This window comes from Sorangium sp. So ce394 (assembly GCF_051474665.1).
Taxonomy (GTDB): Bacteria; Myxococcota_A; Polyangia; order Polyangiales; family Polyangiaceae; genus Sorangium; species Sorangium cellulosum_D.
On sequence record NZ_CP150339.1, the window covers coordinates 3,741,008 to 3,765,431 of the forward strand.

The 24,424-nt window shown below is 72.6% G+C and carries 14 protein-coding genes and 1 pseudogene; 9 read left to right on the forward strand and 6 right to left on the reverse strand.

Annotation, left to right across the window (positions count from 1 at the left end; all coding sequences use genetic code 11):
• Positions 1 to 102 precede the first annotated feature (102 nt).
• Both WMF33_RS13980 and WMF33_RS13985 read right to left on the reverse strand, forming a co-directional pair.
• Positions 103 to 1,164 (reverse strand): sigma 54-interacting transcriptional regulator, encoded by a 1,062-nt coding sequence (locus tag WMF33_RS13980; RefSeq protein ID WP_437337605.1) that lies wholly within the window; start codon positions 1,162 to 1,164, stop codon positions 103 to 105.
• A gap of 330 nt (positions 1,165 to 1,494) precedes the next feature.
• Entirely contained in the window at positions 1,495 to 3,039 is a 1,545-nt protein-coding gene (locus WMF33_RS13985) for a RecQ family ATP-dependent DNA helicase (protein WP_437337606.1), read from the reverse strand.
• A 423-nt stretch (positions 3,040 to 3,462) separates the two neighbouring features.
• On the opposite strand from WMF33_RS13985, the gene treY reads away from it, so the two are divergent.
• The 4 genes from treY (at position 3,463) to WMF33_RS14005 (ending at position 12,742) form a co-directional block, all read left to right on the forward strand.
• On the forward strand, positions 3,463 to 6,669 hold the full coding sequence (gene treY, locus WMF33_RS13990) for a malto-oligosyltrehalose synthase (protein ID WP_437337607.1): 3,207 nt from the start codon (positions 3,463 to 3,465) through the stop codon (positions 6,667 to 6,669).
• 1 nt (position 6,670) lies between these two features.
• Complete coding sequence (gene treZ, locus WMF33_RS13995; protein WP_437337608.1) at positions 6,671 to 8,500, forward strand: malto-oligosyltrehalose trehalohydrolase; 1,830 nt, start codon at positions 6,671 to 6,673, stop codon at positions 8,498 to 8,500.
• A complete protein-coding gene (gene tsaA, locus WMF33_RS14000; RefSeq protein ID WP_061626095.1) occupies positions 8,497 to 9,294 on the forward strand; it encodes a tRNA (N6-threonylcarbamoyladenosine(37)-N6)-methyltransferase TrmO in 798 nt (265 codons plus the stop codon). Before treZ ends, tsaA begins: the two co-directional genes overlap by 4 nt.
• Positions 9,295 to 9,646: 352 nt before the next feature.
• The gene (locus tag WMF33_RS14005; protein ID WP_437337609.1) at positions 9,647 to 12,742 is read left to right on the forward strand and encodes a hybrid sensor histidine kinase/response regulator; all 3,096 of its coding nucleotides are present in this window, start codon (positions 9,647 to 9,649) and stop codon (positions 12,740 to 12,742) included.
• A gap of 33 nt (positions 12,743 to 12,775) precedes the next feature.
• Here WMF33_RS14005 and WMF33_RS14010 read toward each other — a convergent pair whose 3' ends face one another.
• Positions 12,776 to 13,540, reverse strand: coding sequence for a glucose 1-dehydrogenase (locus WMF33_RS14010; protein WP_061626099.1), 765 nt, complete (start codon positions 13,538 to 13,540; stop codon positions 12,776 to 12,778).
• Positions 13,541 to 13,696: 156 nt separating this feature from the next.
• Between WMF33_RS14010 and WMF33_RS14015 the strand changes: the two genes are divergently transcribed.
• The 3 genes from WMF33_RS14015 to WMF33_RS14025 are packed head-to-tail and all read left to right on the forward strand — an operon-like array spanning position 13,697 to position 17,789.
• The gene (locus WMF33_RS14015; protein ID WP_437337610.1) at positions 13,697 to 16,894 is read left to right on the forward strand and encodes a cation-translocating P-type ATPase; all 3,198 of its coding nucleotides are present in this window, start codon (positions 13,697 to 13,699) and stop codon (positions 16,892 to 16,894) included.
• Entirely contained in the window at positions 16,891 to 17,175 is a 285-nt protein-coding gene (locus WMF33_RS14020; RefSeq protein ID WP_437337611.1) for a hypothetical protein, read from the forward strand. Before WMF33_RS14015 ends, WMF33_RS14020 begins: the two co-directional genes overlap by 4 nt.
• Positions 17,172 to 17,789, forward strand: coding sequence for an HMA2 domain-containing protein (locus tag WMF33_RS14025; protein ID WP_437337612.1), 618 nt, complete (start codon positions 17,172 to 17,174; stop codon positions 17,787 to 17,789). Before WMF33_RS14020 ends, WMF33_RS14025 begins: the two co-directional genes overlap by 4 nt.
• 80 nt (positions 17,790 to 17,869) lie before the next feature.
• Here the strand turns inward: WMF33_RS14025 and WMF33_RS14030 are convergent.
• Positions 17,870 to 18,076 (reverse strand): annotated as a pseudogene (locus tag WMF33_RS14030) (TMEM165/GDT1 family protein); the annotation flags it as partial.
• Between the two features lie 370 nt (positions 18,077 to 18,446).
• Here WMF33_RS14030 and WMF33_RS14035 point away from each other — a divergent pair.
• Positions 18,447 to 18,665 (forward strand): hypothetical protein, encoded by a 219-nt coding sequence (locus WMF33_RS14035; protein WP_437319854.1) that lies wholly within the window; start codon positions 18,447 to 18,449, stop codon positions 18,663 to 18,665.
• Positions 18,662 to 19,792 (forward strand): collagen-like protein, encoded by a 1,131-nt coding sequence (locus WMF33_RS14040; RefSeq protein ID WP_437337613.1) that lies wholly within the window; start codon positions 18,662 to 18,664, stop codon positions 19,790 to 19,792. The genes WMF33_RS14035 and WMF33_RS14040 overlap by 4 nt, the downstream gene beginning before the upstream one ends.
• A gap of 143 nt (positions 19,793 to 19,935) precedes the next feature.
• On the opposite strand, the gene carB is transcribed toward WMF33_RS14040, so the two are convergent.
• On the reverse strand, positions 19,936 to 23,208 hold the full coding sequence (gene carB, locus WMF33_RS14045) for a carbamoyl-phosphate synthase (glutamine-hydrolyzing) large subunit (RefSeq protein ID WP_437337614.1): 3,273 nt from the start codon (positions 23,206 to 23,208) through the stop codon (positions 19,936 to 19,938).
• 3 nt (positions 23,209 to 23,211) lie between these two features.
• Positions 23,212 to 24,378, reverse strand: a complete 1,167-nt coding sequence (carA, locus tag WMF33_RS14050; protein ID WP_437337615.1) for a glutamine-hydrolyzing carbamoyl-phosphate synthase small subunit — start codon at positions 24,376 to 24,378, stop codon at positions 23,212 to 23,214.
• Positions 24,379 to 24,424 lie beyond the last annotated feature (46 nt).

The window sequence follows — 24,424 nt, forward strand, 5'->3', positions numbered from 1 at the left end:
GTTCGCCGTCCTGTTCGTCTTGTTCGTCCCTACGGCAAACGCTGTACCAGCGAGCCGTGCGGACATTCCGGCGGATGGCATCGGGCGGGCGCGATCGTTTTGTTAGAACTCTTTAAGAAGCCGGAGAAACGTGGAGCGATAGGGGGCGAGCGAGGCGCGGATCTTCTCCGAGGTGCGCTCGAGGCTGTCGGCGCTCTGGAGATCCTTCGGCTTGATGCCGAGCTTTGCCAGGCGGCTGTAAACGTACGGTAACGAGCGGTTCATCCTCCGCGACAGCTCGCGCGCGCTCCTCGTCTCCCTCGCGCACTTCAAGAACAGGAGATCGTCGAGCTTCTCGATCTCTTGCGGTTGAATCTGCGGGGCCGTGGCGGCGTCGTCCGCGAGCTCGCCCTGCTGGGCCAGGAGGTCGAGCGCGCACGCGGCCCGCCAGTTCTCCTCGACGGTCCGCTCCGGGTCTCGCACGAGGAAATACCGCTCGACGGCGTTGCGGAGCTCCCGGACATTGCCCCTGTAAACACCGCTGCTCGCGAGCTCGCCGAGGGCGCTCACCTCGCGCGCCGAGGCGGCCGCGCGGTAGCGCTCGCTCATCTCCGCGGCGAGCACCCGCGTGAGGCCGCGCAGATCGTCCCTGCTCGGCGGCGGCACGACGATCGTGAACACGCTGAGCCGGAAGAACAGGTCGGACCGGAACGTCGTGTCGAGCCCGGCGGCGAGATCGCGGTTCGTGGCCGCGAGGATGCGGACGTCCACGCTCTTCTCCTCGCAGCCGCCCACGGGCCAGAACGAGCCGTCCGCGAGGAAGCGGAGGAGCTTCGCCTGCGCCTCCGTCGGCAGCTCGCCGATCTCGTCGAGGAACAGGCTGCCCCCGGAGGCGAGCTCGACGACGCCGCGCTTCGAGGCCGTCGCCCCCGTGTAGGCGCCGCGCACGTGGCCGAACAGCTCGCTCTCGAAGAGCGTCTGCGTCAGCGCTGCGCAGTTGACCGTGATGAGCCGGTGCTTCGAGCGCCTGCTGTGCTGGTGGATGTCGCGCGCGAGGATGTCCTTCCCCGCTCCGGTCGGCCCGACGATGAGGACCGAGCAGTCTGCGGACGCGGCCTGCTTCGCGTACTGAAGGGCCCTGCGCCGCGCGTCTGAGTGCGCGACGAATCTCCAAGAGCTGGTCATCAATGCATCTCCTGATCCTGTAGGACGAACGCTGCTTGTCTGGCGCCGCCCGCACGGGCGGGGCCATTGCAAACATATCGCAGCTCGCCTAGCGCCCTCGGCCTCTCACCGGGCGAGGGGGCGCGGCCGGACACCGATACAGGAAACTTCTCGACACGGAAGTCGCGGGCGCCGGCGCCGGGGCGCCGAGCGGCGCGTCATCGCATCTGGAGGAGGGGAGAGGGGAGGAGGCCCGGAGGGGAGGAGGCCCGAGAGAGGAGACCCGAGCGGGGAGGAGGCCCCGCGCGCGGCGCCGCGAGCACCCCCCGCGGCGCCGCGGCGGCGGAGGGCTCAGGGCGCGGCGGCGGCCGTCAGGCGGTCGACCACGGCGCGGTTCGAGTCGTCCGTGTGCCGGCAGTTGTCGCAGCGGCCGCAGTCGGGCGCGCCCTCTCCGGCCGCGGCCTCGCCGGGCTCCTCGAAATAGGCCTTCAGGGCCGCCATCCGGCACGACGGGCTCTCGGCGTAGCGCATCACCGCCTCGAGCCGCTCGCGGTCGCCCGCGCGCCGCTCTTCATAGGCCTTGAGGAACGCGTCGAGCTCCGCCTCGTCGGCGAAGTCGCGCAGCCGGCGCACGCCGCGGCTCCGGTCGACGATGCCGGCGGCCTCGAGCAGCGCCACCACGACCTTCACCTTGCGCTCGGGCAGGTCCGCGACCTCCGCCAGCGCCTTCACCGCCACCCCCGCCCGCCGCTTGCCCTCGGCCCGCTGCGCCTCGAGGCGGCCCAGGGTCTCGTAGACTCGGTAGCTCTCGTCGGGGCGCGGGTACTTGCCCCCGAGGAAGAACGCCTGAATGCGCCGGTCCTCCACGCGGTACAGCAGGACGCCGCGGGCCGGGCGGCCGTCGCGCCCGGCGCGCCCGGCCTCCTGGTAATAGCTCTCCAGCGAGTCGGGGAAGTGGTAGTGGACGACGTAGCGGATATCGGGCTTGTCGATGCCGAGGCCGAACGCCTTCGTGGCGACGATGAGGCGGTACTCGTCGCCCATGAACCGCTGCTGGGCCTCCTCCCGCTCCCTCGGGCGCATCTGCCCGTGGTAGCGGCCCACCGAGATCCCTTGATCCGCGAGCCACCGGTGGAGATCGTTCGCGGTCCGGACCGTCGCCGTGTACGCGATCCCGACGCCGCGCTCCTCCTCGAGGACGCGCAGGAGCCGCTCGCGCTTCTTCTCCTCGTTCGGCGTGCGGATCACCTCGAGCGACAGCTGCGGGCGGTCGATGCCGGTGTTCACGACCGCCGCGGCCCGCATGCCGAGCTGCTCCACGATGTCGCTCGCCACCTCGGGCGTCGCCGTCGCCGTGAGGGCCAGCACCGGCGGCCGCCCGAGCGCGGCGATCGCGTCGCGGAGCCCGAGGTACGCAGGCCGGAAGTCGTGGCCCCACTGCGAGACGCAGTGCGCCTCGTCGACCACGAAGAGCGACACGCCCGAGCGCCGGAGCAGGTCGATGTACTCCGGGTTCTCGAGCCGCTCCGGCGTCACGTAGACGAGCGGGAGCTCGCCGCTCTGGATCCCCTGGGCCGCCTCCCGCTCCTCGGCCGTGGTCAGCGTGGAGTTGAGCTTTGCAGCAGGGATGTCCGCCTGCGCCAGCTTCTCCTGCTGATCCTGCATCAGCGAGATGAGCGGCGAGACGACCACGGCCGGGCGCGGCAGGAGGAGCGCTGGCAGCTGATAGCAGAGCGATTTGCCCGCCCCCGTCGGCAGGAGCCCCAGGGCGTCTCGCCCGGCGAGCACCGCCTCGATGAGCTCACGCTGGCCCGGCCGGAAGGTCTTCACGCCGAACCGCTCGCGCGCCATGTGCCGGATCTCTTGCCAGCTCGGCGCGCCACGCCGTTGTTCCATTCGCGCGAGCATGGCGCGCTCGCGAAGGGCGCGCCATGCTCGCGCGCCTTCGATTGCCGCTCGACGCGGCGATGGCCAGTGAGGGCGGCCCTTGGGGCAAAACGTCACTGAGACGAAAAGCCACACATCGGCTGGAGCGCTCTGCGCAGGCACACCGGAATGAAGACCTGTCATGACGAAGAGGAGCGGACGCGAATCGAGCTCGAGGACGGCCGCGCCGCACGGGCGGCGCGCCGGCGAATGGCGCTTGGGCTCAGCGCAGGTCCGGGCGACCACGAGCGCGCTCTGCTGCCATTCCCTAGTTGCCTCAGGTTATTCCTTCATCGACGATCCGGAGCCGCGGGATCGCGCGGCGACCCTGACAGATCGCACCCTGCACGAAGCCTTGTTCGAAGTAGATTCTGCGCCGGAGGCACACGACGAATGACGGAAGCGTCGGACGATCAGAAGATGAGCAGCCAGGCAGACAGCGCGGCGCGAGAGGCGGCGCGGCTGGTCGAGGCGGCGTGCGACGGCGTGACGCCGCGCCTGCCGCGCGCCACGTACCGCGTCCAGCTCAACAAGGACTTCACCTTCGAGCAGGCGCGGCGCGTGGTCGCCTACCTCGACGCGCTCGGCGTCAGCGATCTCTACTCGTCGCCCTTCTTCAAGGCGCGCCCGGAGAGCCTGCACGGCTACGACCTCGTCGATCACAACGCGCTGAACCCCGCGATCGGCGGCCGCGACGACCTCGACCGGCTCACGGGCGAGCTCGCGGCGCACGGCATGGGCCTCCTGCTCGACTTCGTGCCCAACCACATGGGCGTCGGCACCTCCGACAACGCCTGGTGGAACGACGTCCTCGAGAACGGCCCGAGCTCGCTCTACGCGCCGTTCTTCGACATCGACTGGGCGCCGCTCAAGACGGAGCTCAAGCACAAGGTGCTGCTCCCCGTGCTCGGCGACCACTACGGGCGCGTGCTCGAGCGCGGCGAGCTCAAGATCGAGTTCGAGAGCGGCGCGTTCGTCCTCCGGTACTTCGATCACGTGTTCCCGGTGAACCCGCGGACGTTCGGGATGGTCATCGGGCCGCTCGTGCCCGGCCTGACCGCCGCGCTCGGCGAGGAGCACGACGCGCTCCTCGAGCTCCAGAGCATCCTGACCGGGCTCCGCAACCTGCCGCCGCGGACGGAGACGCAGCGGGCCAAGGTGATCGAGCGGCGGCGCGAGAAGGTGGTCCTCAAGCGGCGGCTCGCGACGCTCGTCGCGGACTCGCCCGACGTCGCGGCGGCGGTGGCGGAGGGCGTCGAGCGCATCAACGGCAAGGCGGGCGAGCCGCGGAGCTTCGACGCGCTCGAGGCGATGCTCGAGGAGCAGGCCTACCGGCTGAGCTTCTGGCGCACCGCCGCCGAGGAGATCAACTACCGCCGGTTCTTCGACATCAACGAGCTCGCGGCGATCAAGATGGAGCACCGGCCGGTCTTCACCGAGGCGCACCGGCTCGTCTTCGAGCTCTGCGAGCGCGGCCAGGTCACCGGCCTGCGCATCGATCACCCCGACGGCCTGTGGGACCCGATCGGCTACTTCGAGGACCTGCAGCGGGGCTACCTGGTCGAGCGCTGCCGCCGCCGCTTCCTCGCCGAGGCCGCGGGCGAGCCCGAGCCGCGGAGCCTCGACGACGCGCGCCGGAGGCCGCCCGCCGCCGCCCGCTTCGCCAGGCTGGAGCCGGCGATCCGCGCGGCCATCGAGGAGCGCGTGGGCGCCGGGGGGGCGCACGGCGCGCGAGGCTCGTCGATCGAGCGGCCGATGTACGTCGTCGTCGAGAAGATCCTCGCCCGCGGCGAGACGCTGCCCGAGGCGTGGCCGATCCACGGGACGAGCGGCTACGACTTCACCGCGGCGGTGGGCGAGCTCTTCGTCGACTCCTCGAGCGAGGCGTCGATGACCGCGATCTACGAGCGGTTCATCGGCGATCAGCTGGAGTTCGACACGCTCGTCTACGAGAAGAAGAAGGTGATCCTGCGGACGGCGCTGGCGAGCGAGCTCAACGTGCTCACGCACGCGCTGAACCGGCTCACCGAGCGCGACCGCCGCTTCCGCGACTTCACCCTGGGATCGCTCAACGACGCCCTGCGCGAGGTGATCGCGTGCTTCCCGGTCTACCGCACGTACGTCAACGAGCGGACGCCGACGATCTCGGACCACGACCGGGTCGCGATCGGCCGCGCGATCGCCCTCGCGCGCCGGCGCAACCCGACGATGGAGGCCACGATCTTCACGTTCGTGCGCTCGGTCCTGATGCTCGATCCGGATCTCTTCCGCGAGGAGGACCGGCGCCACTTCTGCGAGTTCGTGATGAAGTTCCAGCAGCTCACCGGGCCGGTGATGGCCAAGGGGCTCGAGGACACGTCGTTCTACATCTACAACCGGCTCGTGTCGCTCAACGAGGTCGGCGGCGAGCCCGAGCGCTACGGCGCGAGCGTGCTCGCGTTCCACCGCGCCAACGTGCAGCGGCAGAAGACGTGGCCGTACTCGATGCTCGCGACGTCGACGCACGACACGAAGCGGAGCGAGGACGTCCGCGCGCGCATCAGCGCGCTCTCGGAGATCCCGTCCGCCTGGGAGGAGGCGCTCCAGCGCGCCGCCGCCGCGGCCGCGCCGCTCAAGGCCGAGATCGAGGGCCGCCTCGCGCCGGACAGCAACGAGGAGTACCTCTTCTACCAGACGCTCCTGGGGAGCCTGCCGATCGAGCCGCTCCTCGGCGCCTCCAGCGGCCCGCGGGCGCCCGAGGGCGACGCGCTCTCGGCCTACGCGGGTCGCCTCGTGGACTACATGCGCAAGGCCACGAAGGAGGCGAAGGTCAACACGTCCTGGATCGACGCGCAGCCCGAGTACGACGCCGCCGTCGAGGCGTTCGTGCGCAAGGCGATCGCGTCCGCGGACGTCATGGGCGCGCTCCTGCCGCTCGCGCGCGTGGTCGCCTACCACGGCATGTGGGGATCGCTCTCGCAGACGCTCCTGAAGCTCACGTCGCCGGGCGTGCCGGACATCTACCAGGGCAACGAGGTGTGGGACTTCAGCCTGGTCGACCCCGACAACCGGCGCGCGGTCGACTACGCGTCGCGCGAGGAGGCGCTCGCGGAGATCCGCGCGCGGTGGAACGGCGGCGACCTCACCCTCGCGCGCGAGCTCTGCGCCGAGGCGCGCGACGGCCGCATCAAGCTCTTCGTCACGCACGTGGCGCTCGAGCTGCGCCGGCGGCACCCGGCGCTCTTCGGGGCCGACGGGGCCTACGCCCCGCGCGCCGTGATCGGCGAGCGCGAGACGCACGTCGTCGCCTTCGCGCGCCGCGACCCGAAGGACGGGCGCTCGGCCGTCGTGATCGCGCCCCGGTTCAGCGCGCGGCTGCTCGGCGGCGCCTCTGCCCCGCCGACCGGGAAGGTGTGGGCGGGGACCTTCGTCGACGTGGAGCCCGGCCTCTACACGGATCTCTTCACCGGCGCCGAGATCGAGGCGTCGCCTTCCGCTTCCTTGCCGCGCGATGCCGTCGCGACGTCCGAGCCAAAGGACGGCGCGGCGCTCCCGCTCGACCGCGTGCTCTCCGATTTTCCTGTCGCCCTGCTCGTGCGGGCGACCCAGCGAGGTGAGTGACATGAAGGCGATTCGCACGATGGGCGCATGGCTCGAGGGCGGCGCCGTCCGCTTCCGGGTCTGGGCGCCCGACCACGATCGGATCGAGATCGTCACCTACGGCAAGGACGGCGAGGAGATCACGGGCGCGCTGCCCGCGGCCCCCACCGGCGGCGGCTACTTCGAGGCGACGGCGCCGGGCCTCGGGGCGGGCGCGCTCTACAAGGTGCGCATCGACGGGGAGGGGCCGTTCCCGGACCCCTACTCCCGCGCGCAGCCGTTCGGCGTGCACGGCCCGTCGGCGGTCGACGACCCCTCGTTCGCGTGGACCGACGCGGGGTGGAAGGGCGTCGCGCTCGAGGATCTCGTCCTCTACGAGGTGCACGTCGGCACGGCGACGCCGGAGGGCACGTTCGACGCGCTCATCGGGCGGCTCGCCGACCTGCGGGCGCTCGGGATCACCGCCATCGAGCTCATGCCGGTCGCGAGCTTCCCGGGCGAGCGCGGGTGGGGGTACGACGGGGTCGATCTCTTCGCCCCGGCCGCGGCCTACGGCGGCCCGGGGGGCCTCCGCCGCCTCGTCGACGCGGCCCACGCCGCTGGGCTCGGGGTGGTCCTCGACTGCGTCTACAACCACTTCGGCCCCGACGGGAACTACCTCCGCGCCTACGCGAAGCGCTACTTCACCGATCGCCACAAGACGCCCTGGGGCGACGCGGTGAACTACGACGGCGAGGGCGCCGAGCAGGTGCGCGCGCTCGCCATCGCGAACGCCGAGATGTGGATCCGCGACTTCCACATCGACGGCCTCCGCCTCGACGCGACGCACGCGATCCTGGACGACACCGAGCCCCACATCCTCCGGGAGATCGCCGAGCGCGCGCGGGCGGCCGGCGCGGGGCGGCGCGTCGTCGTGATCGCCGAGGACAGCACCAACGACACGCGCCTCGTGACGCCCGTCGAGCAGGGCGGGTACGGCCTCGACGGCGTGTGGGCCGACGACTTCCACCACGAGCTCCGCGTGCTCTTCGCCGGCGATCGCGACGGCTATTTCGAGGATCACCGGGGCACGGCCGAGGACATCGCCGCGACGATCCGCAAGGGGTGGCTCTACGAGGGGCAGGTCTCGAAGCACTCGGGCAAGCCGCGCGGGACGCCCGCCGCGCCGGTGCCGCCGCCGCGGTTCGTGCACTGCATCCAGAACCACGATCAGATCGGCAACCGCGCGGTCGGCGACCGGCTCGGGGACAAGGTGAGCCCGGCGGCCTTCCGGACGATGTCGGCGCTGCTCCTGCTCACGCCGTACACGCCGCTCCTGTTCATGGGCCAGGAATGGAACGCGCGGACGCCGTTCCAGTACTTCACGGATCACAACGCCGAGCTCGGCCGGCTCGTCACCGAGGGCCGCCGGCGCGAGTTCCAGTACTTCACGTCGTTCGGCGGCGCGGAGGTGCCGGATCCGCAGGATCCGCGCACGTTCCAGCGCTCGAAGCTCGACTGGAGCGAGCGGCAGCGGCCGGAGCACGCCGGCGTGCTCGCCTGGTACCGCGAGCTCCTCGGCCTGCGCGCGTCGCACCCCGCGCTGCGGAGCCGCGCGCGCGACGCGTTCTCGGCCGAGGCGCTCTCCCCGGACGCGGTCCGGATCGAGCGCCGGGGCGGCGAGACCGCCGTGGTCGCGCTCGTCGCGCTCCGCGGCGCGCTCGCGCTGGACCTCGGCCGCCCGGAGGCGCGGGCGCTCGCGTTCAGCGAGGAGCCGCGGTTCGGCGGCGCGGCGCAGCGGGCGCCGCTCGAGCGCGGCCGGGCGGCGTTCGAGGGCCCGGCGGTCCTGCTCGTCGAGGTGCCGCTCCGGTGACGCCCGTCACGTTCACGCCCATCGGCGTGGTGCGCACCCCGTTCCCCGACCGCGTGAGCGCGCCGCGGCAGCCGCACGCCGCGGCCGGGGCGGAGGGCACGATCGAGCTCGTGCCCGGCCGCGGCCTGGAGCACGCGCTCTGCGACATCGAGGGGTGGGACTACCTCTGGGTGGTCTTCTGGTTCCACCTCAACGAGGGCTGGCGCCCGAAGGTCCTGCCGCCGCGGAGCGCCGGCAAGCGGCGCGGCGTGCTGTCGACGCGCTCGCCGCACCGCCCGAACCCGATCGGCCTCAGCGTGGTCAAGCTCCTCGGGGTGGACGGCCTCACCTTGCGCGTGAGCGGCGTGGACATGATCGACGGCACGCCGGTGCTCGATCTGAAGCCGTACGTGCCCTACGCCGACGCCTACCCGCACGCGCGCACCGGCTGGGTCGCGCCGCTCGCGCCGGGCGAGGCGCCGGCGGATCCGGAGCCGGGGTTCGAGGTGGTCTGGAGCGAGCGGGCGGCCGAGCAGGCCGCCTGGCTCGACGCGACGCACGGGGTCGCGCTGCGGGAGCGGGTGGACCGCGCGCTCGCGCTCGGCCCGCAGCCGCACCCTTACCGGAGGATCCGCGCCGACGGGGACGCGATGCGGCTCGCGGTGACCTCGTGGCGGGTGCGGTTCAGGGCCGAGGGGCGGCGGATCGAGGTGCTGTCCGTGGCGACCGGCTACCGCGAGAAGGAGCTCTGGAGCGGAGACGCGCCCGAGCTCGCCGCGCACCGGCAGTTCGTGGAGCGGTTCGGACGCGGCTAGCCCCGCGGGCGCGGATCAGAAGTCCCGCCAGGGATCTGCCTCGCGAGCGAAGAGAGAGTTCAACGTAAAGGCGCAAAGACGCAATAACGCAAAAATACATCCTATTTATTCTTTTTGCGCATTTGCGTCTTTGCGTTGGGCTCTCTCCGGATCGCATGCCGGGAACTCCGCATCAGCGGTGCGTCTCCGGCCCTTGCGGAACGAGCTGAGCGCAGACAAAGCGTCCACGGCGTTTCGCCGGCAATGCCCGGTGGAATCGCGCGACGCGAATCGAATGAGTGTGATCTCCACGAAGCAGGGGCGCAGGGCTGAGCCGCGGAGGGCTGAGCCGCGGGGGGCCGAGCCGCGCGGGATGGATCTGCACTTCCGTCTGCTCGCCGAGAGCATCCCACAGCTGGTCTGGGTCGCGGGCAGCGACGGCTCGTGCGATTACGTCAACGGCCGCTTTCGCGAGTACGCCGGCCCGGCCGCGGACCAGGTGACGCGCCTGGGCCTGGCCGCCGTCATCCATCCGGAGGATGCGGTGCGCTGCTCCGCGGCGTGGCGGGCGGCCGTCGAGCGGGGCGCGGCCCTCGAGCTGGAGTTCCGTGTGCGGCGGCATGACGGCGCCTACCGCTGGTTCCGCGGCCGAGCCGAGCCCGTCCTCGAGGATGCGGGCGGCCGGGCGGGCCGCTGGCTCGGCACGGCGGCCGACATCGACGAGCGGGCGCGAGGAGAGGGGGCGCCGCGCGGGCAGAGCGAGGCCGAGCTGCATCCCGGGTCGACCCTCTTGGCTCAGGCCGGCGAGGAGCGCCTGCGCGAGAGCGAGGAGCGACTGCGGCTGGCCCTCGAGGGCGGCCAGCTCGGCGTCTGGGAGCTGGATGTGCCGAGCGGGGGCCTCTTCTGGTCGGAAAAGGCGTGTGAGTGCGCGGGCATCGACGCGGCGCAGTTCGGCGGCACCCTCGACGATTTCGCGCGGCTCCTGCACCCCGACGACCGGGACGAGGTCTGGGCGCGCTTCGACAGCGCGCTGCGCGGCGAGGCGCACTGCTCCGCCGAGTTCCGCATCCTCCATCCCGACGGGCAGGTGCGCTGGGTGCACAGCCGCGCGCTGGTGCAGCGGGATCGCGATGCGCGCCCGCGTCGGCTCGTGGGCGTGGTCGGGGACATCACCCCCCGGAAGCTCTCGGAGCTGGCCCTCCGGGAGAGCGAGGAGCGCTTCCGCAACATGGCCGATCAGTCGCCCGTGATGATCTGGATGACGGGCTCCGACGGCCGCGCCACGTACGGCAACCGGTGGTGGACCGAGTTCTCGGGCCAGGACGAGGCGACCTACCTCGGCTTCGGCTGGCTCGACGCGATCCACCCCGAGGATCGCCCGGCCACGTTCGAGGTCTTCCGGCGGGCCGAGGCGCGGCGCGAGCCCTTCCGGGTGGATTACCGCCTGCTCCGGCGCGACGGCGAGTACCGCTGGTGCATCGCCTCGGGCTCGCCGCGGCTCGGCCCGGACGGCGAGTTCCTCGGCTACGTCGGCTCGGTCATCGACATCACCGAGCGCAAGCAGGCCGAGCTCCTGCTCCAGGAGAGCGAGGAGCGATTCCGTCGCGCCGTGATGGCGATCCCGTTCCCCATCATGATTCACGCCGACGACGGCCGGGTCGTCGGCGTCAACCCCGCGTGGACCGACATCACCGGCTACGCCAGCGAGGAGATCCCCACCATCGACGCGTGGCTCGACCGGGCGCACCCGGCCCAGAAGGACGTCGTCCGCGCCAGGATCAAGGCCCTGCACGCGCTGGACGGCGCCTCCACGGGCGAGCTCGAGGCCGCGGTCACCACGGCGCGCGGCGAGCAGCGCACGTGGCTCTTCCGCGGGGCGCCGCTGGGCAGGGACGCGTCGGGCAGGCGGCTCGTCATCAGCATCGCCCACGACATCACCGAGAGGAAGCAGGTCGACGACATGGTCCGGAAGAGCGAGGCGAAGTTCCGGACGCTCGCCGACGCCATGCCGCAGATCGCCTGGACGGCGCGCCCGGACGGCAGCGTCGATTACTACAACCGCAGGTGGTACGAGATCTGCGGCCTGAGCGAGGGCGAGGTGACCGGCGACAGCTGGGTCTCCTTCGTGCACCCGGACGATCGCCGGAGGTGCACGGACAGCTGGCGTCGCTCGGTCCTGTCCGGCGAGCCGTTCGACATCGAATACCGCTTCTGGGTCCTCACTACCCGCGAGCACCGCTGGTACCTCGGCCGCGCGGTGCCGGTGCATGGGCCGTCGGGCGAGATCGTGAAGTGGTATGGCACCTGCACGGACATCCACGATCGGAAGTGCGCCGAGGCCACGCTGAGGGAAGCGGACCAGCGCAAGAACGAGTTCCTGGCGATGCTCGCCCACGAGCTGCGCAACCCGCTCGGGCCCCTGCGCAACGCCGCCGAGCTCCTGCGGCGGTCCGGGCCCGAGCAGCCGTCGACGGCGTGGGCGTGCGGCGTGCTCGAGCGGCAGGTCTCGCACATGGCCCGGCTGGTGGACGATCTCCTCGACGTCTCGCGCGTGGCGCGCGGCCGGATCGAGCTGCGCAAGCAGCGCTGCGACCTCGCGCAGCTGCTCCGGCAGACCGCCGAGGACTACCGCAGCACGCTGGAGGCGAGCGGCCTCGCGCTCGCGCTGGAGATCCCGGACGAGCCGCTGTGGGTCCACGGCGACCGGACGCGCCTGTCGCAGGCCATCGGCAACGTGCTGCACAACGCGAGCAAGTTCACCCCGGCCGGCGGACGGGTGACGGTCGCCCTGTCGGCGGCGCCGGAGAGCTCGGCCGCGATCCGCGTCCGCGACACGGGCATCGGCATGGAGGCGGCGATGCTGGCGCGCGCGTTCGAGCCGTTCAGCCAGGCCGACTGCAGCCTGGACCGCAGCCGGGGCGGGCTCGGCCTCGGCCTCGCGCTGGTCAAGGGGCTCGTCGAGCTGCACGGCGGCGCGGTCTCGGCCGAGAGCGCGGGCATCGGCCGCGGGACGGAGGTGGTCCTCCGCCTGCCGCTCTCGCGCGAGGTCGCGCCGTCGGCCGAGAGCGCCGCGCCGGGCTCGGACCTCGCGGCGCGATCGCTGCGCATCCTGATCATCGAGGACAACGTCGACGCCGCGGAGACCCTGCAAGCGCTGCTCGCCATGGAGGGCCACCGGGTCGAGGTGGCCCTGTCCGGGCCCGCGGGCGTCGACGCGGCCCGCGCGTTCCTGCCGGAGGTCGTCCTGTGCGACATCGGCCTTCCCGGCGGGATGGATGGGTACGGCGTGGCGCGCGCCCTGAAGGGCAGCCCGGGCACCTCCCCCTCGCTCATGATCGCGCTGACCGGCTATGGCCGGGAGGAAGATCGACGTCGGGCCCAGGAGGCCGGCTTCGCGATGCACCTCGTCAAGCCGATCGAGCCGAGCGCGCTGCAGACCGTCCTCGCCTCGATCGCGGCGCGGGGGTGAGCGGAGGCGGGCGCGGGCCGCCCGGGCGATCGATCACCAGGCGGTCCACCCGCCGTCCACGGCCATCGCGTGCCCGTTGATGTACGTCGCGCGGTCGGAGAGGAGGAACGCGGCCGCCTCGGCCACCTCGTCGGGCGATCCCAGGCGATCCATGGGCTCCAGGGCGAGCAGGGCCTTCTCGTCGACCAGGTTGTTCTTGATCGCGCTGTCGTACATCGGCGTCCGGATGGGCCCCGGGCACACCGAGTTCACGCGGATGCCGCGCTTCGCGTACTCGAGCGCGGTGGTCTTGGTCAGCCCGACCAGGCCGTGCTTCGAGGCCACGTAGGCCGGGAGCGACCCGACGCCGGCCAGGCCCGCGACCGACGCGTTGTTCACGATGGCGCCGCCTCCCTGCTTCAGCATCTGGGCGAGCTCGTATTTCATGCAGAGGAACGGGCCCTTGAGGTTCACGGCGAGGGTGCGATCCCAGTTCTCCTCGGTGCAGTCGGCCGTGGCCGCGATCGCCCCGTCGATGCCCGCGTTGTTGAAGGCCCCGTCGAGGCGGCCGTGGCGCTCGACCGCGCGCGCCACGATCGCCTCGGCGTCGCTCGCCCGCGTCACGTCGGCCCGGACGAAGACGGCGTCGCCGCCGCGCTCCTGGATCCTCCGCGCCGTCGCCTCGCCGTGATCCTCGTCGATGTCGGCGAGGACGAGCCGCGCTCCGTGACCCGCGAACACGAACGCGGACGCCTGTCCAATCCCCGAGCTCGCGCCCGTGATGGCGATGATCTTGTCCTCAAGAAAGCGTGTAGTCATGCGGCCCTCCTTAGTCCGCACGCTAACCCCGCGCCCAGACCGCAACAAGCCGACCACCTCGGCGCCGCCGCGCCGGCCCGTCCGAGCGATGTGGCCCGCCCGCACACCGGCGCTGGCTCGACCTTTGAAGAGGCCCAGAGCCCAGCGCGGAGGATCATGGGGCGTTCGGGGACGGGCTGGATCGGTCTCGCCGGCGCGGGGAGGAGCCGCGGCGGCGGCAGCGCGCGGCGGCTCCGCCGCTCGCCTGGGCGCGATCTGCACGGGCGCGCCGGGATCGCGCGGCTGCGCGCGGAGGTGGCCGGCCTGTTCGGCGACGGTGCGCGCGCCGCGCGCATCGAGCGCGACCTCGCCGCGGTCCCCGGCGTCGCGTCCGCGCGGGCGAGCGCGAGGACCGGGCGGGTGCTCGTGCGCGTGCGGGAGGACGCGGCCCACCTGGCCGCCGTCGTGCTCGCCGCCTATGCCGTGCCCGGCGCCCCGCCGCCGCCGTCCGCGCGGCGCGCCGCGCTGGCCCTGGCCGAGGGCGTGGGCGCGCTCGTCCGCGGCGCGCGCCGCCGCCTCCGCCGCGAGGGCGCGGCCGAGCGCGAGCGCGGCGGCGGGGCGGCTTGGGCCGCGCGGGGCGAGCGCGCGCCGGCCGCGCGGGGCGAGGGCGCCGCCGCCGTCGACCGGGCCCACGCGGAGGACGCGAGCGAGGTCGCCCGCGCGCTCGGCGTCGACCCGCCCGCGGGGCTCGGCGCCGTCGAGGCGCTGCGCCGCCTCCGCGAGGTCGGCCCCAACGAGCTCGCGGGCGTCGCGACCCGCTCGTCGCTCGAGATCCTCGCCGAGCAGCTCTTCACCGTGCCCACCGCGCTGCTCCTCGGCGCGGCGGGCCTGTCGCTCGCGCTCGGCGATACGGTCGACGCGGGCGCCGTCCTCCTCGTCGTCGGCGCGAACGCGGCGATCGGCACGTACACCGAGTCGCGCGCCGAGGAGCTCCTGCACGCCTGGGGCGCTCTCCGGGTCGGGTGGGCGCGCGCCGTGCGCGACGGGCGCGAGCAGCGGCTCGCCGCGTCGGAGATCGTGCCGGGCGACGTGCTCGCGCTCCGCGCGGGCGAGCCGGTCGTCGCGGACGCGCGCGTCGTCGCGGCGCGCGACCTCGCCGTCGACGAGAGCACGCTGACCGGCGAGAGCGAGCCCGTCGAGAAGGGCGCCGCGAAGGTCGACGCCGGCGCGCCGCTCGCCGAGCGCCGCGGCATGGTGTACGCGGGCACCACGGTCGCCTCGGGCGAGGGCGCGGCGGTGGTCGTCGCGACGGGCGGCCGGACCGCGCTCGGGGACATCCAGCGCGCGCTCTCCCGCGAGGGCGAGCGCACCCCGCCGATCGAGCGGGAGCTCGCCTGGATCGGCCGGCGCCTCGCGGCCTTCGCGCTCGCGAGCTCGTCGGCGGTGGTGACCGTCGGCCTCGCGCGGCGGCGGCCGCTCCGCGAGCTCGCGCGGAGCGCCGTCGCCCTCGGCGTCGCCGCCATCCCCGAAGGGTTCCCTGCCGTGGGCACCACCGCGCTCGCGCTGGCGAGCCGCCGCCTGCGCGGCCGCGGCATCGTCATCCGCCGCCTCGCCGCGGCCGAGACCCTCGGCGCGGTGAGCGTCGTCTGCGCCGACAAGACCGGCACGCTCACCGAGAACCGCATGCGGGTCGCGGAGATCTTCCTCCCCGGCGAGGGCGTCCTGCGGGTCGCCCGCGCCACGCGCGGCGAGCGCGGCGGCGGCGATCGCGACGGCGCCGGGCCGCCGCGCGAGATCGCCCTCGTCGGCGAGGACGGGCGCGAGGTCGCCGTGAGCGCCCCGCGCGTGCACGCGCTCGCGCGCATCGCCGCGCTCAACGCCGACGTCGAGCTGAGCGACGTCGGCAAGGTCGTCCAGGGCAGCGGCACGGAGCGCGCGCTCGTCGAGTTCGCGCTCGCGGCCGGCTACCCCGTGTCGGCGCGGCGCCTCGCGGCGCGGCGCGTGAGCGAGGAGCGCCGCTCGGCCGAGCGCTCGTTCATGGTGACGGTCCACGATCACCCGGAGCTCGGGCACATCGAGCTCGTGAAGGGCGCGCCCGAGCAGGTGGTCGCGCGCTGCGACGCCCCGCCCGGCGCGGGCCGCGACGAGGTGCTACGGCAGAACGACGCGATGGCCTCGCGCGGCCTGCGCGTGCTCGCCCTCGCGTGGCGGCGGGACGGCCGGCCGGACGACGACGCCCCGCTCGAGCTCGCCGGCCTCGTCGGGCTCCGCGATCCGGCGCGCGAGGGCGCGCGGGAGGCGCTCGCGACCCTCTCCGGCGCGGGCATCCGCACCCTGATGCTCACGGGCGATCAGGAGCGGACCGCGCGCGCGATCGGCGCCGAGCTCGGCATCCCCGCCGACGCCGTGCACAGCCGGGTCACGCCCGAGGCCAAGCTCGACATCGTGCGGGCGCTCCAGCAGCGCGGCGCGATCGTCGCCATGACGGGCGACGGCGTGAACGACGGCCCCGCGCTCAAGGCCGCGGACGTCGGCGTGGCCATGGGCAAGCGCGGCACGGACATCGCGCGGGCGGTGGCCGACGTGGTCCTCGCCGAGGACGACCTGCCGAGCCTCGCCGAGGCGGTCCGCGAGGGCCGCCGGCTGCATGACAACGTCCGCCGCGCGATCGCGTACTTCGTCGCCACGAACGCGAGCGAGGTGCTCGCGATGCTGGCCGGCGCCCTGGTCGGCGCCTCGCCGCTCACGCCGCTCCAGCTCCTCTGGATCAACCTGCTCACCGACATCGCGCCCGCGCTCGCGCTCGCGCTGGAGCCGGCCGAGCCCGGCGTCATGCGGCGCCCCCCGCGCGATCCGGCCGCGCCGCTGCTCGGCGGCCGCGACCTCCGCGCGCTGGGGCTCGACGCGGCCACGATGTCCGGGGCCTCGCTCGCGGCGTACGCGATCGGCGGCCGCGCGACCGCGGGGTCGAGGGCGTTCACCGCGCTCGTGACCGCGCAGCTGCTCCACATCCTCGCCTGCCGCGCCGGCGCCCCGGAGGGCGCTCCGGGCCCGCTCGCGCGCCGGGACAACCCGCACGTCGCGCGCGCGCTCGCCGCGACCTCCGCGCTCCAGGCGCTCGCGCTCGGCTCGCGCTCTCTCGGCCGCCTGCTCGGGGCGCCGCGCCTCGCCGCCGGCGAGCTCGCGCTCGCGCTGATCGCGGGCGCGCTGCCCTCGCTGGTCCGCGGGTCTCCGGCGCGCGCCGCGGGCGCCGGCCGCGAGATCTCGATCGTCCGCCCGGTCGACTCCGTCGACCTCCTCGACGTCGAGCGCATCGACGACGGCGCGCGCGGCGCGCGCGCCGCCGGTTCGCGAAAGGGGGATACGGCATCATGAGGTTTCATCCACCGTCGTTCGCCCTCGGGGTCGGCAGCGCCGTCCTCCTGATGGGCAAGAAGCAGCACCTCCGGCCGGTGGTCGTCGAGATCGCGGCGCTCGGGCTCCACCTGGGCCGGCTGGGCCTCGCCCTCGTCGAGCGCCAGCGGGAGCACGCCGAGGATCTCTGGGCCGAGATCGCGGAGCGCGCGCGGCGCACGGCCGGGGGCGCGGAGCGGGGCGCGCGCGCGGCGCGCCGGAGCAACGGCGCCTCCGAGCTCCACGGGGAGCCGTCGTCATGAGGCTGCCGCCGGTGCTCGTCGCCCACGTGCTGGAGCGGCGCGTCCGCCTGCGCGCCCCGGCGCTGACCGGCCATCGTCGCGCGTGCGAGCGGGTCGCGGAGCAGCTCGCGGCCGATCCCGCCTGCGAGGTCGTGACGGTCCGACCGGTCACGGGCTCGGTGATCGTCGAGCGCCTCGAGGGCGGCCTCGACGCGGAGCGGCTGCGCGCCCGGCTCGCCGAGCTGGTCGGCGAGGCGCGCGACGACGACGGCCGCCTGATCGCCGCCCCGCGGCCCGAGGGCCACCCTGGCCCGACGCGCGTCGCGCGCGCCGTCGCGCACGCCGTCGCCGGGATCAACGCGGACGTGCGCGAGGCGATGGATTACCGCGCGGATCTCGGCACGCTCTTGCCGGTCTTCTTCGCGGCGGCCGGGATCGCTGAGGTCGGCGTGACGCGCCGGCTGCCTGTGCCGGCCTGGTTCAACCTGCTCTGGTGGTCGCTCCGCTGGTTCGTGACGTTCAACCCCGCGGCGGTCGCGGAGGAGCTGCGCGCCGCCGCCGGCGGGGCGCCGTCGCCGCCGGCCGACGCGGCCGACGGGAACGGCGGCGCGGGCCCGCCCGGTCGCGCGCTGTAGGGCGGGGGATCGCCGCGTGGCGCGGGCCATCGCGCGGCCGTGCGGCGCGCGCCGAGCAGGTGGATGCCGCCCATGACGACGAGCAGGCTCCGGGCGAGCCCTCGAGTCCAGCGCGGGTCGATGCGCGCTTTGACCGCCTCGGCGAGCGCGACGGCGATCGGCGTGCTCAGCAACAGGGCGGCGGACGCGCCGATGAACACCGATAGGCGGCTCTGGCGCTCATGGCTGGACCGGCTCCACGCCGCGCGCAGGAGCAAGCGCGGAGAGAGGCAGCGAGAGCATTCCACCGGAGAGCGGATGTTTCTCGTAACGCACCTGCGCGGACACCTTTTTGCGGCGTGAGCGTGCCGGCGCGCTGTCGTGCTCGTTGCTTCCCGTCGACCGCGACGTAAAGCGGCGACGCTTCACAACGGTTCGGGATTCGATTGAACCTTGGTAGCGGCGCGCGTACCTTGTTGTCCCAGATCGTAAGCCCCAGAAGCAGAGGGGAACACGTTGATGGCGCGACCGCGATTTTCTACCTGGCTTGGCCTGTTTGTTGCATCACTTGCCGTGTTTCCTGGCTGCAGCTGCGGCAGTGAAGAGCTGACGGTGACCGGGCCCGGGTCGGGCGGCGGTGGGGCCGGGGGTGCTGGCGGTGCGGGGGCTGGCCCTTCGGTGGCGTCGAACGGCGGGGGCGGTGAGGGGGGCAAGGCTGAGGTTGCGGACCGGGGCGTCGCTGCGAGCGATGTGGTCAGCGCGGGCGAGGTCGTGAGCAGCCCGAGCTACCGCATGGTCTTCACGCTCGGTCAGCCGACGCAGAATCAGGGAAAGACGACCTCGCCGAGCTACCGCATGCAGGGCGGGCTCGTCGGGGCGAATGGGAGCTTGCCATGAACGGGATGGGACGGCGTGTCCTCGCGATTTGTGTCCTCCTCGCCGCCTCGGTCGGCCTCGTGCGCGGCGCGTCTGCCGCTGTGCCGACGCAGATCACGCACCAGGGCCGGCTCTTCACGGCCAACGGAGAGCCGGTCAACGACGCGCTCCAGGTGACGTTCGCGGTGTACGCCGCCGAGGCGCCCGAGGACGGCGAGGCGCCGCTCTGGAGCGAGACGATCTCGATCTCGTTCGACGACGGATACTTCTCCACGGCGCTCGACTTCACGGAGGAGCAGGCCGCGAAGGTCTTCAACGGCTCGGTCCGTTACCTTGGAATCACGGTCGCGAACGATCCGGAGATGGAGCCTCGCGCGGCGATCGGGAGCGTTCCGTACGCGATGGTCGCGAACAACGCAGTTGGTGAGATCACGCCGAAGCTGGTGAAGATCGGCGACAAGGTCGTCATCGACGAGAACGGCAACTGGGTCGGCAATCCGACCGGGGTCGCGGGGCCGCAGGGTCCTCCTGGGCCCGAGGGGCCTCAGGGGCTGCCTGGCGAGGTGGGTCCTGAGGGGCCGCAGGGGCCTCCTGGGCCCGAGGGCCCTCAGGGACCTCAGGGGCTGCCTGGCGAGGTGGGTCCTGAGGGGCCGCAGGGTCCTCCTGGGCCTCCGGGGCCGGAGGGCCCTCAGGGGCCGGTCGGTCCGTCGGGGGTGCTCGCGACGATCGCGATTGCGGGCAACGTTGCCACCTCTTTTTCTGGCTTCAGCCCCGAATACGTCTTCGTCGGTCCTCCGGGGTTGGTGAGCATCACCGGGACAAAGCGCGTGACGGGATCGGCCTCTGCGGCCCTTGGTCTAGGCCCGTCCAGCGCTCCGCTCCTCGCCATGGTCGGCCTCTGTTACCAGCCGGTCGACGAGGCGGGCGTCGGGGGCGATCTCGTCAACTTCTTCGGAAACGCCTATGCGAGCCACTATTTCACGCCGACGCGCGCCACCTACGCTGTCTCTGGCACGACCTCGTTGACAGAGGGCAACTGGAATGTCGGCATGTGCCTCCGCAATGAGGGGGGCAGCGCGATCCTTGGAGCGAGCTCGACGACCGCCGGCAGCCTGGTGAACGGCTGGTTCATCGTCACGAACGACTGAGGGCGAGCCCTCGCGCTCGAATCCGCACGAGCGATGAGCCCGCTCAACGCAGCTGGCTCGCGTAGCTCTAGGAAGGAGCGATGGCCCAGGCGAGCTCGGCGGGGCGCCCGCGCGCCCCCTCCGAGGGCGCGCGGGCCTGCACGTCAGCGCAGCGCCACCGGGCTCCGCGCGATGTACTCGTCGTAGGCGAGCGTCCGCAGGTCCTCGATCCGCTTCGCGCGCATCGCCTCGATGACCGCGCGCGCGAGCTGGAGATCGGTGATGAGCGGGATGTTCGCGTCGACCGCCCGCCGCCGGATCAGGTATCCGTCCGGACGCCCGAGCTGGTCGTACTCGCGGGGGATGTTGATCACGAGATCCACCTTCCCCTGCTCGATCGCGCTCATCGCCGTCTCCCCCTCGTCCGGCTGCTTCGCGAGGCTCGTGCACTCGAGCCCGAGCGCCCGGAGCGCCTCCGCCGTGCCCGGGGTCGCGTAGATGGGCAGCTTCAGGTGCTCGGCGATGATGCGCGCCTCGTCCGCGAACCAGTACTTGTCCTCGAGCGGCCCGAGCGACAGGAGGACGCCCTTCTTCGGGAACCGGAACCCGGTCGCGAGCAGCGCGTGCAGCAGCGCTTCGTGCACGTCGTCCCCGAAGCAGCCGACCTCGCCGGTGCTCGCCATCTCCACGCCGAGCATCGGGTCGGCCCCCACGAGGCGCGAGAACGAGAACATCGGCGCCTTCACGCCGACGTAATCGAGATCGAGCCCGCGGTTCTCGACCGGCTGCGACACGCCGAGCATCCGGCGCATCGCCTCCCGGACGAAGTTGTTCCCCGTCACCTTGGACACGAACGGGAAGCTCCGCGACGCGCGCAGGTTGCACTCGATGACCTTCACCGTGTTGTGCTTGGCCAGGAACTGCATGTTGAACGGCCCGGTGATCGAGAGCGACCGCGCCACCTGCTGGGCGATCTGCTTGATCCTGCGGATCGTCGCGATGTAGAGCGACTGCGGGGGCAAGACGAGCGTCGCGTCGCCGCTGTGGACGCCGGCGTTCTCGACGTGCTCGCTGATCGCCCAGAGGATGATCTCCCCCCGGTCGGCGACCGCGTCGATCTCCACCTCGCGGGCGTGGGTCTCGAACTTCGAGACGACCACGGGGTAGGCCGGGGACACCGCCTTGGCCCGGGCGAGGATGCGATCGAGCTCGTTGGGCTCGTGCGCCACGCTCATGGCCGCGCCGCTCAGCACGTAGCTCGGGCGCACGAGGACCGGGAAGCCGCCGAGCTTGTTCACGATCTCGCCCGCCTGGGCCGCGTCGACGACGTGCGCCCAGCGCGGCTGATCGATCTCCAGCCGGTCGAGCAGATCGCTGAACTTCTTCCGGTCCTCGGCCGTGTCGATGCTCCCCGGGCTCGTGCCGAGGATGCGCGCCCCGGCCTGGTGCAGCCGGAGCGCCAGGTTGTTCGGGACCTGCCCGCCCATGCTGACGACGATGCCGTACGGCTGCTCCCGCTCGTAGATGTCGAGCACCGTCTCGAGGCTGATCTCGTCGAAGACCAGCTTGTCGCACGTGTCGTAGTCGGTGCTGACCGTCTCCGGGTTGTAGTTCAGCATCATGGTCTCGTAGCCGAGCTCCGAGGCCGCGCGGATCGCGTTGACGCAGCACCAGTCGAACTCGACGCTCGATCCGATGCGGTAGGCGCCGGACCCGAGCACCATGATCTTCTTCCGCCAGGACGGCGCGACGTCCGTGGCCGACGCGTGGTAGCTCGAATAGAGGTAGTTCGTCTCGGCGGGGAACTCGGCCGCGAGCGTGTCGATCTGCGCGAGGTGCGGCACGATCCCGTGCCGCTTCCTGAGCTCCCGGAGCGAGCCCCGCGGCGCGCCCGTCAGCGTGCCGATCATCCGGTCGCTGAAGCCGAGCTGCTTGGCCTCCCGGAGCGTCGCCTCGTCGAGCGCGGGCTCCTGCGCCGCCGCGGGCTTGTCGGCCTGCGCCGGGACGGGCACCCGGAGCGTCTTGAGGTCCCGGTGCATCCGCACGATCGGCTCGATCTGGTGCAGGAACCACCGGTCGATCTTGGTGAGATCGTGGATCGCGTCGACCGACATCCCCTCCTGCAGCGCGCGGGCGACGGCGAAGATCCGGAGCGGCGTCGCGTTCTTCAGCGCGTCGGGCAGGTCCTGGAAGGTGAACGCGTCGGGGTCGAGCCCCTTCACCCCGATGTCGAGCATCCGGAGCGCCTTCTGGATGACCTCGGGGAACGTCCTGCCGATGGCCATGACCTCGCCGACGCTCTTCATCTCGCTGCCGATCCGCATCGAGGCGCCGCGGAACTTGCCGAGGTCCCAGCGCGGGACCTTGCAGACGAGGTAGTCGAGCGCCGGCTCGAAGAACGCGGTCGTCCTGCGGGTGATCGCGTTGGCGATCTCGGGCATCGTGTAGCCGACGGCGATCTTCGCCGCGACGTACGCGAGCGGGTAGCCCGTCGCCTTGCTGGCGAGCGCGCTCGACCGGGAGAGGCGCGCGTTCACCTCGATGACCCGGTAATCGACCTTGTTCGGGTCGAGCGCGTACTGGATGTTGCACTCGCCCACGATGCCGAGGTGGCGGATCGTCTTCAGCGCGACCGAGCGGAGGAGCTGGTACTCCTCGTCGTTCAGCGTCTGCGACGGGGCGACGACGATCGACTCCCCGGTATGGATCCCCATCGGATCGAGGTTCTCCATGTTGCAGACGGTGATGCAGTTGTCGCGGCCGTCGCGGACGACCTCGTACTCGATCTCCTTCCAGCCGCGGAGGCACTCCTCGACGAGCACTTGGGGCACGCCGCCGGCGAAGCCGCGCCGCACGGCGTCGTCGAGGTCGCGCTCGCTCTCGACGATGCCGCTGCCCTTGCCGCCGAGCGCGTAGCCGCCGCGGAGCATCACGGGGAACCCGATCTCGCGCGCCGCGGCCATGGCCTCGGCCGCCGTGCGGCAGGCGCGGCTCCGGGCCGTCTTCACGCCGATCTCGTCGAGGCGGTCGATGAAGAGCCGCCGGTCCTCGGTGTCGCGGATGGCCTTGATCGGCGTGCCGAGCACCCGCACGCCGTACTTGTCGAGGATCCCGGCGTCGTGGAGCTCGAGCCCACAGTTGAGCGCGGTCTGCCCGCCGAAGGAGAGGGCGATCGCGTCGACCTCCTCCTTGACGATGATCCGCTCGACGAACTCCGGGGTGACCGCGCAGAGGTGGATGCGGTCGGCGAGCCCCTCGCTCGTCTGGATGGTGGCGATGTTGGGGTTCACGAGGACGGTGGCGATCCCCTCTTCCTTGAGGGCCTTGATCGCCTGCGACCCCGAGTAGTCGAACTCGCCGGCCTGACCGATCTGGAGCGCGCCGGAGCCGAGCACGAGCACGCGCCGGGGTTTCTTGGGGAGATAGGCGCCGTACATGGCTCAGCTCCTTCCTGCGGTGGAGGTGGGGCGGGGATCCGCGCCAGCGGTCCCTGCGGATTTGAGTCGCGAATCGGCGGACCCCTTCATCGCGCCGCAGAGGCGCAGGAAGTCGTCGAAGAGGTAGCCGGCGTCCTCGGGCCCGGGCGTCGCCTCGGGGTGGAACTGGACGCTGAAGAACGGGCGCAGCCGCGAGCGGATGCCCTCGTTCGTGCCGTCGTTGATGTTGACGAACCAGGGCTCCCACTCGGCGGGGAGCGACTCGTGCTTCACCGCGTAGCCGTGGTTCTGGCTCGTGACGTAGCAGCGGCGGCTCAGGAGGTCCTGCACCGGCTGGTTCACGCCGCGGTGGCCGTACGGCAGCTTGTAGGTGTCGCCGCCGGCGGCGAGCGCGAGGATCTGGTTGCCGAGACAGATGCCGAAGATCGGCTTCGTGTACGTCCCGAGCAGGCCGCGCACCGCGGCGACCAGCTGGCCGAGGTCCTTCGGGTCGCCGGGGCCGTTGCCGATGAGGACGCCGTCGGCGGCCTCGGCGAGCTCGGCGATGGGCGCGTGGAAGGGCGCGCGGACGACGGTGACCCCGCGCCGGAGGAGCGAGCGGACGATGTTGTCCTTCGCGCCCGCGTCGATGAGGAGCACCTTCAGGGGGCCGCCCTCGTACGTGATCGGCTCGCGGGGCGACACGAGGCGGAACACGTCCTCGCGCATGTCCACGGCCTCGGCCGAGCGCTTCACCCGATCCAGGTCCATCTCGGCCGGGAACAGCCAGCCCTTCATGGTGCCGACCTCCCGGAGCCGCCGCGTCAGCGTGCGCGTGTCGATCCCGGTGATCGCCGGGATGCCCTCGCTCGCGAGCCAGGCGCCGAGCGAGCGGACCGCGGCGTGGTGGCTGTAGCGCTCGATGTAGTTCTGGACGACGAGCCCCTGCACCTGGATGCGGTCGGCCTCGTAGGGCCCGTCGACGCTGCCTGCCTGCCGCGGCGCGGGCACGCCGTAGCTGCCCACGAGCGGGTACGTGATCGTCAGGATCTGCCCTTTGTATGAGGGATCCGTGAGCGTCTCGACGTACCCCGTCATGCCGGTGTTGAAGACGACCTCGCCGCTCACCGCGCGCGGGGCGCCGAAGCACCGGCCCGTCATGGTCGTGCCGTCTTCGAGTACGAGCTTCATCCGATTCGCATCCATCCTCTTTGACCGCCTGGGCCGCCGCGGCGCG

What these genes read in the sequence shown, in the direction of transcription:
- WMF33_RS14015 (WP_437337610.1), top strand. Translation starts at nt 13,697, where the DNA reads ATGGGGCGTTCGGGGACGGGCTGGATCGGTCTCGCCGGCGCGGGGAGG.
- treY (WP_437337607.1), top strand. Translation starts at nt 3,463, where the DNA reads ATGACGGAAGCGTCGGACGATCAGAAGATGAGCAGCCAGGCAGACAGC.
- WMF33_RS14005 (WP_437337609.1), top strand. Translation starts at nt 9,647, where the DNA reads ATGGATCTGCACTTCCGTCTGCTCGCCGAGAGCATCCCACAGCTGGTC.
- WMF33_RS14010 (WP_061626099.1), bottom strand. Translation starts at nt 13,540, where the DNA reads ATGACTACACGCTTTCTTGAGGACAAGATCATCGCCATCACGGGCGCG.
- WMF33_RS14025 (WP_437337612.1), top strand. Translation starts at nt 17,172, where the DNA reads ATGAGGCTGCCGCCGGTGCTCGTCGCCCACGTGCTGGAGCGGCGCGTC.
- WMF33_RS13985 (WP_437337606.1), bottom strand. Translation starts at nt 3,039, where the DNA reads ATGGAACAACGGCGTGGCGCGCCGAGCTGGCAAGAGATCCGGCACATG.
- WMF33_RS14020 (WP_437337611.1), top strand. Translation starts at nt 16,891, where the DNA reads ATGAGGTTTCATCCACCGTCGTTCGCCCTCGGGGTCGGCAGCGCCGTC.
- carB (WP_437337614.1), bottom strand. Translation starts at nt 23,208, where the DNA reads ATGTACGGCGCCTATCTCCCCAAGAAACCCCGGCGCGTGCTCGTGCTC.
- treZ (WP_437337608.1), top strand. Translation starts at nt 6,671, where the DNA reads ATGAAGGCGATTCGCACGATGGGCGCATGGCTCGAGGGCGGCGCCGTC.
- carA (WP_437337615.1), bottom strand. Translation starts at nt 24,378, where the DNA reads ATGAAGCTCGTACTCGAAGACGGCACGACCATGACGGGCCGGTGCTTC.
- WMF33_RS13980 (WP_437337605.1), bottom strand. Translation starts at nt 1,164, where the DNA reads ATGACCAGCTCTTGGAGATTCGTCGCGCACTCAGACGCGCGGCGCAGG.
- WMF33_RS14040 (WP_437337613.1), top strand. Translation starts at nt 18,662, where the DNA reads ATGAACGGGATGGGACGGCGTGTCCTCGCGATTTGTGTCCTCCTCGCC.